12 protein-coding genes and 2 pseudogenes are annotated in these 12,914 nt (G+C 68.8%); 2 read left to right on the top strand and 12 right to left on the bottom strand.

All coding sequences use genetic code 11. The features are described from left to right. Positions 1 to 105 precede the first annotated feature (105 nt). Positions 106 to 701, top strand: a pseudogene (locus OG974_RS02975) (hypothetical protein); the annotation flags it as partial. A 36-nt stretch (positions 702 to 737) separates the two neighbouring features. Here the strand turns inward: OG974_RS02975 and OG974_RS02970 are convergent. The 12 genes and pseudogenes from OG974_RS02970 to OG974_RS02915 form a co-directional block, all read right to left on the bottom strand. Continuing rightward, a complete protein-coding gene (locus OG974_RS02970) occupies positions 738 to 1,622 on the bottom strand; it encodes an amino acid ABC transporter permease (RefSeq protein WP_328764235.1) in 885 nt (294 codons plus the stop codon). Beyond that, positions 1,619 to 2,263 carry an amino acid ABC transporter permease gene (locus OG974_RS02965; protein ID WP_327279383.1) on the bottom strand — a complete coding sequence of 215 codons (645 nt, stop codon included), beginning with the start codon at positions 2,261 to 2,263 and terminating at the stop codon, positions 1,619 to 1,621. Before OG974_RS02965 ends, OG974_RS02970 begins: the two co-directional genes overlap by 4 nt. A gap of 16 nt (positions 2,264 to 2,279) precedes the next feature. Beyond that, positions 2,280 to 3,203 (bottom strand): glutamate ABC transporter substrate-binding protein, encoded by a 924-nt coding sequence (locus tag OG974_RS02960; protein WP_327279382.1) that lies wholly within the window; start codon positions 3,201 to 3,203, stop codon positions 2,280 to 2,282. A 12-nt stretch (positions 3,204 to 3,215) separates the two neighbouring features. Beyond that, positions 3,216 to 3,959: an amino acid ABC transporter ATP-binding protein gene (locus OG974_RS02955; RefSeq protein WP_327279381.1), complete on the bottom strand. Its 744-nt coding sequence runs from the start codon at positions 3,957 to 3,959 to the stop codon at positions 3,216 to 3,218. Positions 3,960 to 4,076: 117 nt separating this feature from the next. Continuing rightward, positions 4,077 to 4,517 (bottom strand): DUF6278 family protein, encoded by a 441-nt coding sequence (locus tag OG974_RS02950; RefSeq protein ID WP_327279380.1) that lies wholly within the window; start codon positions 4,515 to 4,517, stop codon positions 4,077 to 4,079. Between the two features lie 66 nt (positions 4,518 to 4,583). Next, complete coding sequence (locus OG974_RS02945; RefSeq protein WP_327279379.1) at positions 4,584 to 5,369, bottom strand: exodeoxyribonuclease III; 786 nt, start codon at positions 5,367 to 5,369, stop codon at positions 4,584 to 4,586. A gap of 30 nt (positions 5,370 to 5,399) precedes the next feature. Beyond that, complete coding sequence (locus OG974_RS02940; RefSeq protein ID WP_327279378.1) at positions 5,400 to 6,032, bottom strand: MBL fold metallo-hydrolase; 633 nt, start codon at positions 6,030 to 6,032, stop codon at positions 5,400 to 5,402. Between the two features lie 43 nt (positions 6,033 to 6,075). Beyond that, the gene (locus OG974_RS02935) at positions 6,076 to 6,672 is read right to left on the bottom strand and encodes a hypothetical protein (protein ID WP_327279377.1); all 597 of its coding nucleotides are present in this window, start codon (positions 6,670 to 6,672) and stop codon (positions 6,076 to 6,078) included. A 143-nt stretch (positions 6,673 to 6,815) separates the two neighbouring features. Further along, positions 6,816 to 7,931: pseudogene (locus OG974_RS02930) on the bottom strand (ROK family glucokinase); the annotation flags it as partial. Positions 7,932 to 7,947: 16 nt separating this feature from the next. Further along, on the bottom strand, positions 7,948 to 8,841 hold the full coding sequence (locus OG974_RS02925) for an ATP-binding cassette domain-containing protein (RefSeq protein ID WP_371645307.1): 894 nt from the start codon (positions 8,839 to 8,841) through the stop codon (positions 7,948 to 7,950). Next, positions 8,811 to 9,842, bottom strand: coding sequence for an ABC transporter permease (locus OG974_RS02920; protein ID WP_327279376.1), 1,032 nt, complete (start codon positions 9,840 to 9,842; stop codon positions 8,811 to 8,813). Before OG974_RS02920 ends, OG974_RS02925 begins: the two co-directional genes overlap by 31 nt. Next, a complete protein-coding gene (locus OG974_RS02915; protein WP_327279375.1) occupies positions 9,839 to 10,819 on the bottom strand; it encodes a sugar ABC transporter substrate-binding protein in 981 nt (326 codons plus the stop codon). Before OG974_RS02915 ends, OG974_RS02920 begins: the two co-directional genes overlap by 4 nt. A 278-nt stretch (positions 10,820 to 11,097) precedes the next feature. Between OG974_RS02915 and OG974_RS02910 the strand changes: the two genes are divergently transcribed. Then, a complete protein-coding gene (locus OG974_RS02910; protein WP_371645305.1) occupies positions 11,098 to 11,355 on the top strand; it encodes a Gfo/Idh/MocA family oxidoreductase in 258 nt (85 codons plus the stop codon). The last annotated feature ends 1,559 nt before the right edge of the window (positions 11,356 to 12,914 follow it).

The raw sequence follows: 12,914 nt of genomic DNA, 5'->3' as shown, positions 1-12,914 counted from the left end.
AACCGCCCTGGACCCGGCCCCCGACCGGGCGACGCCCGTAACCCACCACCCCGCCCCCCGACCGGCGCCCCGTCGGAGCTGGTTTCCACGGCACCCCCGGCTCCGGCGGGATCACCCTCAACCGATGCGTCCGCCGTCATCGACCGGGGCCCGGCCCACGCCCCCGTCGAGGCGGACCACATCGACCCGGGCGGGCTCTCGTACGGCGCCGGCATCAGCCCGCTGGCCTCCGCGCACGACCCGCGCACCAGGGCCGTGGGCGCGCTCAGCGGCTGGGCCGACCCCATCGAGTCGATCTGCTCGGGCCGCACCGAGCACCTCCGGGCCGCCGCCGCGCTCGGCGGCGCCGGCTACCCGGCCGGCCGTCCCGGCCCCGAACTGAGGCAGGTCCTCGGCTACTTCCTCGGCTCCCGGCCGGACCGGGAACCGCAGACGATCGAGCTGGGCAACGTCTGGGGCGACGCCGGCTTCCCGCCCCACCCGTACGCGCGTACCCGTACGACGTCGGCCCGCTCGGCATCGACAAGCTCGCCAGCAACGCCCCGTACACCTTCCACGAGGAGCCGCGGGGCAGGGCCCACCTCGTCATCGACACCGTCGACCCCCTCGACATCGAGCACGACCCCACCGGCGCACAGCTGACCTTCTGCTCGCCGCGCACCGATCCCTCGTACGTCTCGGTACCTCTGCGCGAGCAGTGATCTGCGGCTGCTGCCGGACGGGGCGGCTCTTCGGAGCTACCGTGAACCGCCCGGCAGCACCGTTCCGGGTTGCGGCGCGGGCAGGTCGACCGCCTCGGTCTTCACGCTGCGCCGCTCGAACCGCGCCACCCAGCCGGCGAACCAGGAGAGCAGCATGCACATGCCGATGTAGATCGGAGAGATGATCATCACGACGGGGATGAACGGCAGGTCGTAGTCGAGGTTCGAGGCGATCAGCTTGCCCGCGTGCAGGAACTCCTCGTACGTGATCAGGTAGCCGAGCGAGGTGTCCTTCAGCGCCACCACCAGCTGGCTGATGATCGTCGGCAGCATCGCGCGGACCGCCTGCGGGGCGAGCACGAACGTCATCACCTGGGTCTTGCGCATGCCCAGCGCGTACGCCGCCTCGCGCTGGCCCCTGTCGACCGAGTTGATGCCCGTACGGAAGACCTCGGCGAGCACCGAGCCGTTGTACAGGGTCAGCCCCGCCACCAGCGCCGGCAGCGGCTGGACCTTCAGCGCGACGAAGATGAAGAAGATCATCACCAGCACGGGCATGGCCCGGAAGAACTCCACGCACAGCGTGGCCGCCCAGCGCAGCGGCCGGTGTACGGAGAGCCGCCCGGCCGCGAGCACCGCGCCGAGGACGACGGAGAACACCGAGGCGTACAGGAAGGCCTTGAGGGTGTTGCCCAGCCCCCTGAGCAGCAGTTCCTGGATGCCCTTGTAGGTGAAGGGGCCCCACTTGGCGGCGGTGAACTGCGCGGTGTCGAACAGGAGGTAGAGGATCCAGGCGAGCAGGCCGAGGATCACCACCGTGGAGATGATCCCGTAGAGGAAGTGCCGGCGCCGGGCCCGCGGGCCGGGCACGTCGTAGAGGGCGGTGGACTCCAGCTCCCCGTGGAGCGCGTGCGCGGTCATCGGGTGATCCCCCAGCGCTTCTCCAGCACGTTGAAGAGCGCACTGATGGACAAGGTGATGATCAGGTAGCCGACGGCGATCCAGACGAAGGTCCACACGATGCTGTAGCCCAGCTCGCTGAGGGTCTTGTAGGTGCCCAGCAGCTCGTTGACGCTGAACGCGCCGGCGATCGCCGAGTTCTTGGCGAGGGCGATCAACGTGGAACCGATGGGCGGGATGACGCTGCGGAAGGCCTGCGGCAGGACCACCCCGCCGAGGGTTTGGGTGAAGGTCATGCCCAAGCTGCGGGCGGCCTCGCCCTGGCCCTTGGGGATGGTGTTGATGCCCGAGCGCAGGACCTCGCAGATGAAGGCGGAGGTGTAGCAGCCCAGCGCGAGGATCGCGAACACCTGGAAGGGCAGGACCAGCCCGAAGCGCGGCAGGCCCAGCAGCACCGCGAAGAACAGCAGCGTGAGCGGGGTGTTGCGCAGCACGGTCACCCAGACCGTGCCGAAGACCCGGAAGGAGCCGACGGGCGCGACGCGGAAGGAGGCCATCACGAAGCCGAGGACCAGGGCGAGGAGCGAGGCGTAGACCGTGAGCTCGACCGTCCCGAGGAAGCCCTTCCCGTAGAGAGCGAAGTTCTCCGTGAGTACGTCCATGGTGGTGGGCTCTCCCTCAGCTCGCCGGGTAGCGGTCGATGGCGGGCGGTTTCGGGGCGGGCACGCCGGAAAGGCCGAGCGTGGCCTCGTACGCCTTCTTCCAGTCGCCGTTCTCCTCGTGCTCCGCCAGGGCGTCGTCGAGGGCGAAGCGCAGGGCGTTGTCACCGCGCGGGACACCGATGCCGTAGGGCTCCTGCGAGAAGGGCTTGCCGACCACCTTGAGCTCGTCGGGGACCTTGGCCGCGTAGCCGAGGAGGATCGAGTCGTCGGTGGAGACGGCGTCCACCTGGTAGGTCAACAGGTTGTCCACGCAGACCGAGTACGTGTCGTACGCGACCAGGACCGCCCGGGGGTAGTCCTTCTGCAGCCGCTGGTACGGGGTGGAGCCGGCGGCGGAGCAGACCCTCTTGCCGGCGAGGTCCTCGGGGCCCTTGATGTCCTGCTCGTCCTTGCGGACGAGCAGGGACTGGCCGGCCATGAAGTACGGGCCGGCGAAGCCGACCTGCTTCTTGCGGTTGTCGTTGATCGTGTAGGTGCCCACGTAGTAGTCGATCTGACCGTTCTGCAGGGCGGTCTCCCGGTTGGCCGAGGCGATCGTCTTGAACTCGATCGTCTTGGGGTCGAAGCCGAGCGAGGCCGACATCATCTTGGCGATCTCGACGTCGAAACCTGAGTATCGGCCGCTCGCGGGGTCCTTCTCCCCCATGTACGGCTGGTCCTCCTTGGCTCCGATCACCAGGTGGCCGCGCTTCTTGGCCTTCTCCCAGGTGGGCGACTGCGGCAGCTGGAAGCCCGTCGCGACCTTGTACACGGGCAGGTCCTCGGGCTGCGGGCCCTTGACCGGAGGGCTGCCTTCCTTGCCGCAACCGGCGAGGGCCGCCAGCAGTGCGGCGACGAGCAGGAGGCGGGTGCGCAGCAGCGCGCCGCGTGTTCGCTTCATCGGCCCCGCCCCTCAGTGCTTGAGGATCTTGGAGAGGAAGTCCCTGGCCCGCTCGCTCTCCGGGGCCGTGAAGAAGGCCTCCGGGGCCCGGTCCTCGACGATCCTGCCGTCGGCCATGAACACGACGCGGTTGGCGGCGGACCGGGCGAAGCCCATCTCGTGGGTGACGACGACCATGGTCATGCCCTCGGCGGCGAGCTGCCGCATGACCTCCAGCACCTCGTTGATCATCTCCGGGTCGAGGGCGGAGGTGGGCTCGTCGAACAGCAGCGCCTTGGGGTTCATGGCGAGGGCGCGGGCGATCGCCACGCGCTGCTGCTGGCCGCCGGAGAGCTGGGCGGGGTACTTCGGGGCCTGGTCGGCGAGTCCGACGCGGGCGAGCAGCTCCCGGGAGCGCTTGTCGGCCTCGTCCTTCTTGCGCTTCCTGACCTTGATCTGGGCGAGCGAGACGTTGGCGAGGACGGTCTTGTGCGCGAAGAGGTTGAAGGACTGGAAGACCATCCCCACGTCGGCGCGGAGCGCGGCCAGCTCCTTGCCCTCGTCGGGCAGCGGCTTGCCGTCGAGCCGGATCGTGCCCGACTCGATGGTCTCCAGGCGGTTGATGGCCCGGCACAGCGTCGATTTCCCCGAACCGGACGGACCGATGATCACGACCACCTCCCCGCGGCCGACGGTGAGGTCAATGTCCTGGAGGACGTGCAACGCCCCGTAGTGCTTGTTGACGTTCCGCAGCTCGATCAAGGGATCGACGGCCATGCCTGCCCTGCCCACCTGTCGGAGTGTCGAGGTCAGCGCAAACTATCCAGCGACGGAAGGGCACTTCCGCTCGACACGCCTAAAGGCGACATAAAGATCAATCGGGGCAGTGGGAGGTCAGCCCTCGGAGGCTTCGGCGTAGGCCTGGGAGAGCTCGGGGGAACCCGTCATGGCCCAGGACACCCCCGACTCCACCACGTTCAGCTCACGGCCCGAGGCCAGGCGGATCACCGGCTGGCCGTTGGGCCACACCTGCCAGGCGGCGCCCAGCCTGGTCCGGATGATCACCGTGCCGAGGTAGAAACCCGCGTCGTTGCCGAGCCAGGGCACCACCTCGGGGTCCCGGCGCCAGCGGGGCATCAGCTGGTCGAGCGCCTCCAACGAGGCCGGACTCCCGTCGAGTTCCAGCCCGGCCGCCCGCGCGTGGACGCGCAGCATCTCGCATTCCGAGAACAACTCGTTGACGTTCTCGGGGTCGTCCGCGAGGGCCGCGGCGAGCCCCGCACCCCGTTCCGTTTCGTGCCGGTTCAGCCAGTTGTCCAGGAAGGGGATGTTCATACCGACCAGCCTGGCACCAGGATCCCGCGCTGGCCACAGGGCGCGCGGGATCCGTCCGCGGACCCCCTAGGCGTCCAGCGCCAGGTCGACGACCACCGGGGCGTGGTCCGAAGCGCCCTTGCCCTTGCGCTCCTCGCGGTCGACGTAGGCGTCGGTGACGGCCTTGGTGAAGGGCTCGTTCCCGTACACCAGGTCGATGCGCATGCCGCGGTTCTTGGGGAAGGCGAGCTGACGGTAGTCCCAGTACGTGTACGGGCGGTCGTACTTGAGCGGGCGCGGCAGCACGTCGGCGAGCCCCGCGGCACGCAGTGCCTCCAGCGCGGCGCGCTCGGCGGGGGTCACGTGGGTCAGACCCTCGAAGACCGCCGGGTCGTACACGTCCTCGTCGGTGGGGGCCACGTTGAAGTCGCCGAGCACGGCGAACGGGCGCGGGCCGGCAGCCTCTTCTGCGACGGCGGTGGTCAGCGAGCGGAACCACTCCAGCTTGTAGCCGTAGTGGTCGTGCTCGACCTCGCGGCCGTTCGGCACGTACACCGACCACAGGCGCACCCCGCCGCAGGTGGCGGAGATCGCCCGGGGCTCCTGGACGCCCTCGTAGTCGGGGCCGCCGGGCAGGCCCAGCACCACGTCCTCCAGGCCGACCTTCGAGATCAGGGCCACCCCGTTCCACCTGCCGGTGGCGTTGACGGCCGACTCGTATCCCAGCTCGCGCAGCTCGGCGTGCGGGAACTGCTCCGCGGAGCACTTGGTCTCCTGGATGCACACGACATCGGCGGCGGAGCTCTCCAGCCAGGCCAGCAGGCGGGGCAGCCGGGCGGTGATCGAGTTGACGTTGAACGTGGCGATACGCATGTCGACCAACCTACCGCCCGGCACCGACAGTCACAGTTCGGCCGTGTCCCCGGCGGCGAGCCGGCCGTGGTCGGTGCCGCCCAGGGCGGCCAGGGCGTGGTCGTAGACGGGCCGGGCGATGTCCGAGAGGTAGGCGTCGTGGATGTCGATGGCCCTGCGCGGCTTGACCTCGCGCAGGTAGTCGATCACCTCGGCGACCTTGTTCCAGGGCGCGTGCACCGGGAGCATCAGGGTGTCCACGGGCACCTCGGGCACGGTCAGCGCGTCACCGGGGTGGAAGAGCGAACCCTCCACGAGGTAGCCGACATTGGTGACCCGCGGGATGTCCGGGTGGATCTCGGCGTGCAGCTCGCCGTGCACCTGGACCTCGAACCCGGCGGCGCTGAAGGCGTCCCCGTGGCCGACGGTGTGCACCCGGCCCGGGTAGGCCGGGGCCAGCCGCTCCGCGACGCTGCGCAGCGTCCACAGCGCGGCCGCCGGATTCGCGTCGAGGGCGGCGCGCAGCCGGCCCTCGTCGAAGTGGTCGGGGTGCTCGTGCGTGACGAGCAGGGCGTCCGCCCCGAGCCCCGCGTCGGGCTCGCTGAAGGCGCCCGGGTCGATGACGAGCACGCGCCCGTCCTTCTCCAGTTGGACACAGGAGTGCAGCCGCTTGGTGAGCTTCATGATCCCAGGCTAGCGGCGGGCGGAGGCGCGGCGGAGGGTTCCGCTACGGGGTCGCCGTGGACACCACGTAGACCCGGGGCTTCGCCGGGTCCGTGAGGTCGACCGTGACGTCCCGGGTGGGGCGCGGGCCGGGCTGCTCCAGGGTGGTGCCGTACCAGGCGTTGTTCGGGCCCCAGCTCCAGCCCGCGACCGCGGCGTCGTGCGCCCCGATCGAGACCTCGCGGGTCAGCCCGGCCCGGCTGGTACCGACCTCGGCGAGGAAGGCGTCCAGGTCGGCGGGGGTGACCGCGAACTGCACGTACAGCCGGCTGGTGCGCCAGTTGTTGGTCTCCAGGAATCCGACCCGCCAGGCCTTCGGCGGGATCGGCACCTCGTAGATGCTGCGCTGCACCTTGGAGGGCCAGCCCGGGCGCACCTTGGTCGCGCCGACCTTGGCCGCCTTGTCGCGCCCGCTCTCGCGGCTCTGCTGGGCGGACACGGCGAGGTAGCCCGCGGGCACGCCGACCAGCAGCAGGATGATGATCGCGGTGATCCAGCGGCGCCGGACGACGTGCTTGCGGTCCTCCACCGGGAGGGGGCTGCCGGGAGTGCCCCCCTCGTCGGGGGCCGGTGCCTGGTGGGGCAGGGAGGGCGGTGTCACTGCGCGCCTCCGTCGGGGAGGTCCGCGGGCCCGGGATCGGCGGCCTCGGCGGCTTTGAGCTCGGCGGCTTTGAGCTCCGCAGCCTTGAGCTCCGCAGCCTCGGCCGCCTTGCGCTCCGCCGTGGCCGGGGAATCGATCAGGCCCCACTGCGCGTAGCGCTCGTAGCGCTCCACCCGCCGGCGCGTGGCACGGCGGAAGCGGCGGGCGACGAGCCGGGCCAGGTCGGCGGCGCCGACCATGCCCGCCTCGGGGCCGAGCTGGGCCTTGGCGATCCGGGCCTCGGGCCGGTAGCCGCGGCCGGTGAGGTGGCGCCGGAAGGCGTCCCGGGCGGGGCCGATCAGCAGGTCGTCGGCGGCGCTGACGCCGCCGCCGATGACGAAGCAGGACGGGTCGAGGGCGGCGGCGAGGTTGGCGATGCCGACGCCGAGCCACTGGCCGATGTCCTGGAGGAGCTCGATGCACATCGCGTCGCCGTCGCGGGCCAGCTCGGTGATGAGCGGCCCGGTGATCTCGGAGACGTTGCCGCCGACCTTGGCGATGATGTTGTACGCGACCGGGGAGTCCGCGGCGGCCAGCTCGCGGGCCTCGCGGACCAGGGCGTTGCCGGAGCTGTACTGCTCCCAGCAGCCGCGGTTGCCGCACGGGCAGCGGTGCCCGCCGGGCACGACCTGCATGTGGCCGAACTCGCCGGCGACCCCGAAGCGGCCGCGCTTGACCTGCCCGCCTTCGAGGATGGCGCCGCCGATGCCGGTGCCGAGCGTGATCATGACGAGGTGGTCCTCGCCGCGCCCGGCGCCGAAACGCCATTCGGCCCAGGCCGCGGTGTTGGCGTCGTTGTCCACCATGACCGGGACCGCGAGCCGGGACTGGAGCGCGTCGCGCAGCGGCTCGTCGCGCCAGGCCAGGTGGGGTGCGAACAGGACGCGCGAGCGGTCGGCGTCGACCCAGCCGGCCGCGCCGATGCCCACGGCGTGGACGTCGTGCCGGTCGGACAGGTCGAGCACCAGCTCGACGATGGTGTCCTCGACGACCTTGGGGCTCTTGGACTTGTCGGGGGTCTCGGTGCGGATCTTCTCCAGGATCACCCCGTCGGCGTCGACGACACCGGCCATCACCTTGGTGCCGCCGATGTCGATGCCGACGGTCGGGACGCGCGGGGCGGTCAGGTGCGACCGGCGCTCACGGGTCCCGATGGTCCGCAGGACGGTGCCTCGCGCCGACCCCCGGTGGGAGAGCGTGAAGTCCCGGTACGTGCTCATCGAGTCGTGTCGTCCCTCAGGGTGTGGTGGTGCCGGATGCCGAATCGGCTGCTCCGGCCGGGTGGTCCGGTCCTGATTCTGCCACCCGCTCCAGTTCGTGGCTCAGCTCGTCCAGCTCGGAGCCTCCCGCCATCTGCCGGGTGAGCTCGTCCAGGGTGATCGAGTCGCGGGTGTGGCTACCGGCCATGGTGCCGCGCTTGAGCAGCACGAACCGGTCCCCGACCAGGTAGGCGTGGTGCGGGTTGTGGGTGATCAGGACCACGCCGAGACCTGCGTCACGGGCCGCGGCGACGTACTTCAGGACCACGCCGGACTGCTTCACGCCGAGGGCGGCGGTCGGCTCGTCCAGGACGAGGACCTTCGCGCCGAAGTAGACGGCGCGGGCGATGGCCACGCACTGCCGCTCGCCGCCGGACAGGGTCCCGATCGGCTGGTCGACGTCGCGCAGGTCGATGCCCATGCGCAGCAGCTCGGCGCGGGTGGTCTCCCGCATGAAGTCGACGTCGAGGCGGCGCAACGGGCCGCGGCCCTTGGTCGGCTCGGAGCCGAGGAAGAAGTTCCGCCAGACGGGCATGAGCGGGACGACCGCCAGGTCCTGGTAGACGGTGGCGATGCCGTGGTCGAGGGCGGCGCGCGGGTTGGCGAGCGCGGTCTCCTCCCCCTCGATCTCGAAGCTGCCGGCGTCGTGCCGGTGCAGCCCCGCAATGATCTTGATGAGGGTGGACTTGCCCGCGCCGTTGTCACCGAGGACACAGGTGATCTCGCCGGAGTGGACCTCCAGGGAGACCCCCTGGAGGGCGCGGATGTTGCCGTAGAACTTGCTGACGTCGGTCAGCTTCACGAGGGCCGGGCCCTCGCCCTTGGTCACTGCGCTCACGGTCACTTCGCCTCCGCCCGCTTGCGGACCCATGCGTTGAGCAGCGTCGCGAGCAGGAGCATCGCGCCGAGGAAGAACTTGAACCAGTCCGGGTTCCACTGGGCGTAGACGATGCCGTTGCTGGTCATGCCGAAGATGAAGGCGCCCACGGCCGAGCCGATGGCGGAGCCGTAGCCGCCGGTCATCAGGCAGCCGCCGATGACGGCCGCGATGATGTAGAGGAACTCGTTGCCGACGCCCTCGCCCGACTGGACGACGTCGAACGAGAAGAGGATGTGCTGCCCGGAGATCCAGGCGCACAGGGCCACGCCCATGTAGAGGCCGATCCGGGTCTTGACGACCGGGACGCCCGTCGCGCGGGCCGCGTCCGCCCCGCCGCCGACCGCGAAGATCCAGTTCCCCGCGCGGGTGCGCAGCAGGATCCAGGTGGCGACGGCGACCAGCGCCAGCCACCACAGGATGGTGACCTTGAGGGTGACCGAGCCGACGTTCCACTGCGAGGCGAAGAGCGCACGGGCGGAGGAGAAGCCCTCCATGTCGGCGATCGTCTTGGTCGACACGGAGCCGCTGATCAGCTTGGTGAAGCCGAGGTTCAGACCCGTCAGCATCAGGAACGTGCCGAGCGTGATGATGAAGCTGGGCAGCCGGGTACGGGTCAGCATGAGCCCGTTGAAGAACCCGATGGCCAGGGTGACCAGCAGGGACACCCCGACGCCCACCCACACGTTGGCGGTCATCTGATAGCTGAACATCGAGCTGACCAGCGCAGACGTGGTGACCATGACGCCGGCGGAGAGGTCGAACTCGCCGCCGATCATCAGCAGGGCCACCGGGCAGGCCATGATCCCGATGGTGGAGGCCGAGTACAGGATCGTGCTCAGGCTGGACGCCTGCAGGAAGCTCGGCGCGGCGAAGGAGAAGAAGACGAAGACGGCGGCCGCGCCGACGACCGCGCCCAGCTCGGGGCGGCCGAGCAGCCTGCGGACCAAGGAGGTGGGGGCGAGCCGCTCGTCGACGGCGCCTGCCGTGCTCATCGGCTGCCCCGCTTGATGAACTCCTCCAGCTTGGCCGCCTCGTCGGCGGTCACGATCTGCGGGCCGGTGAGCACCGGGCGGCCGCCGCCGAGCACGTCCGCGTTGTAGCGGTACAGCCAGAGCAGGTCGATGGCTTCGTAGCCCTGGAGGTAGGGCTGCTGGTCGACGGCGAAGCCGAGGGCGCCGGACTTCAGGTCGCGGGCGACGGACTCGTTGAGGTCGAAGGTGTCGACCTCCGCCTTGCTGCCCGCGGCGTCCTTCGCCTTGACCGCCGTCGGGGCGAAGGGGGCGCCGAGCGTGACGATCGCGTCGACGGAGGGGTCGGCCTGGAGCTTCGCCTGGATGGCCGCCTGGACGGAGGGCATGTTGGTGCCCTCGACGTACAGGTTCTCCATGGTCCCGCCGAACGTCTTCTTCGCCCCGGCGCAGCGCTGCTCGTGGCCGACGTTGCCCTGCTCGTGCAGGACGCAGACGGCCTTCTTCTTCCCCCGCTTGGTCAGCTCGCTGCCGACCGCCTCGCCGGCGATCTGCTCGTCCTGGCCGATGTGGGTGAGGGCGCCGTACTCCGCGGACTGCGCGGATCCGGAGTTGACCGTGATCACCGGGATGCCGGCCTTGACCGCCTTGCCGATGACGTCCTTGAGCGCCTCGGGCTTGGCCAGGCTCACCACGATCCCGTCGACCTTCTGGTCGATGGCGTTCTGCACGAACTGGGCCTGCTGCTGCGCCTGGTCGTCGTGGGCGTAGACGAAGTTGATGTTGTCCTTCGCCGCGGCCTCCTTGGCGCCCTTCTGGACGATGTCCCAGAAGGTGTCGCCGTCTCCCGCGTGGGTGACCATCGCGAAGGTCCAGCGCGGGGTGGACACGGCGGGCCGGCCCGCCTGGGCGGCCTTGGCCCGCTCCTCGGCGCGCTTGCCGCCCGTACTGCTGCAGCCCACGAGGGAGGCTCCCAGTACCGCCGCGAGCACGGCGCCCACGACGCGCACCCCTGTCCGAACCCTAGCCACGTCTGCGTGCCCTTCCCTCGTGCGGTGTCTTCTGCAGTGTCTTCTGCGGTCCCTGCCGCGGTCTGCACTCCGGTCCGTGCCGCGGCCCGCCCCTACCAAAGCGGTCATTACGGTTCCAGCCGCTCAGTATCCGCCACAGTGGACCATGTGCGGTCATCGGGGGCTTCGAGGCCATCCGGCCCAACTGTGCCATCGACGGTCCCTCCGGGCAGATTGACAGCGCCCCCGTGCAGGTTCAGGTTGATTGCATGCGCATCGGGGTGATCGGAACGGGCCGGATCGGCTCCTTCCACGCGGCGGCACTGGCCCGCCAACCGGACGCCGGCTCGCTGCTGCTCGCCGACGCCGATCCCGCGCGGGCGGCGCGGGTCGCCGACCGACTGGGGGCGACCGCCGCACCGTCCGTGGAGCAGGTCTTCACCGGGCAGATGCTGCCCGCCTGGGGCTGCGCTACTGATGCGCGCCACGTGGGCGACCTGGTGGCGGGCGCGGGCGCGGGCTGCTGAATGTCCTCGAGGAGAACAGCGCAGCGACGACTTCGCCGGTGATGCTGCTGGCCGCGCGAGGTGATCACACAAAGAGATGAGGTACTTAGTTGTTTTCATATGCTGTTTCATGAGTACTGGTTATGTAATTGCTCATGGGAATCAGGTGTTGAGCCTGGGCCAAGGTAATACCAAGGGATTGATAGACTGCTTGATCTGAAATGCTGACACAAAAAATTAACAGACTTCTAAGCCAAATTTCACATTACCCATGCATGATTTGATATTCAGAACAAGGATTAAGAAGAATGAGGATGCAAAATGGATTCAGCTCTGATGGGTTCCAGGTATTCTAGAATACTATGAGATGGATACTGCTGCCTGCTGTCTACTGAATACTGAGCACCACACTTAGACATGGGCACACAATACCAGCCAAACATGCTGGGTGATGGAGGTTGGCCAAACAGCTGACCAGGTTCTCCGGTTCCATCACTGGATGCTGATTGCACGGACTGAACCCAGATGGCCTGCCTCTGCTGGAGCAAGCTGGGTGGTTCTGAGTGTCTGTCCTGCATGCTGAGCGGGAGCTGGGCGCGTCCTGTCTGGCTGGCAGAGGTTCAACGCGGAGGCCTGCTGAGGTACTGGCTGTGCCCTGCCCATCATGGAGGCAGGGGCCGGGGTGAAATGAGTGCCTGCTGCACAGGAGCATGGACGGAGGCCTCCCAGAATGCCCATGCACGGCAGGGTGATGCTGGGGCAAGGAGCTGGTGGCCTGCAAGTGGCCACAAGGCACGGGCAGGGCACCAAGGTCCTGGATTCATCGGCCTGAGTGGGTCTGGTGTCCAGGCTGGCCCTGCTGAATCCAGCGCCCAGCAGAAGGCCTGACATCTGTGAGTGGCTCCCTCCATCGACATGAGTGGGTGCTGATGGTACCAGCCACCATGTGGCAGCAGGAGACGGTGGCGCGCCAGATGCTGAGCAAGCTGGGGTCCTCGGGGTGCCTGGAACAGCAGAACAGTGCTGGCCATGACACAGAGACAGCTGGTGCTGGCTGGATGGTGCCAAGGTGCTGCCCACTTCATGGTGTCCTGCAGAAGGCCGTGGCAGAAGGTCTGCACTGCCTGCTTCAGAAGGTGAGCAGAGCCCTCGTGAGTCCGCCAGCTCAGATAGTCAGAGCCCAGTTAGCAGGTGTTGGAAGTCATCTGTGGGCTACAGGGCAGCAAGTGTTGGAGAGTGAGGTTGATGGTGGTCCCATACATCAGTAAAAGGAAGTGCCATGCTGAGGAGTCAGGGGACACGTGCTGTCTGCCCCTGTCCTGGGCTGATGAGAAAGGAGCAGGTCTCCTCTGTCCTCAGTTCTGCTGCATGAATGCCCCAGAGGGCCAGCATTTGTGCCAAGCTGGGGCGCCATGAGGTAAGAGAAGACCCCAACAGCAGCCAGGCACCAGGTCTAGGTCAAGGTTCTTCCACAGCTCTGCTGATTATTGTCACGGGAGTGGAACGTGAGTGTCTGACTGAGCCTGGCAGAAGCAGGGTGGTACACGTGGCCGAGCAGCTCACGGTGACTGTCGGGACGT

The organism is Streptomyces sp. NBC_00597 (assembly GCF_041431095.1).
Classification (GTDB): Bacteria; Actinomycetota; Actinomycetes; order Streptomycetales; family Streptomycetaceae; genus Streptomyces.
The sequence above is the reverse complement of the archived record's forward strand: the minus strand, read 5'-3'. Positions and strand labels throughout refer to the sequence as shown.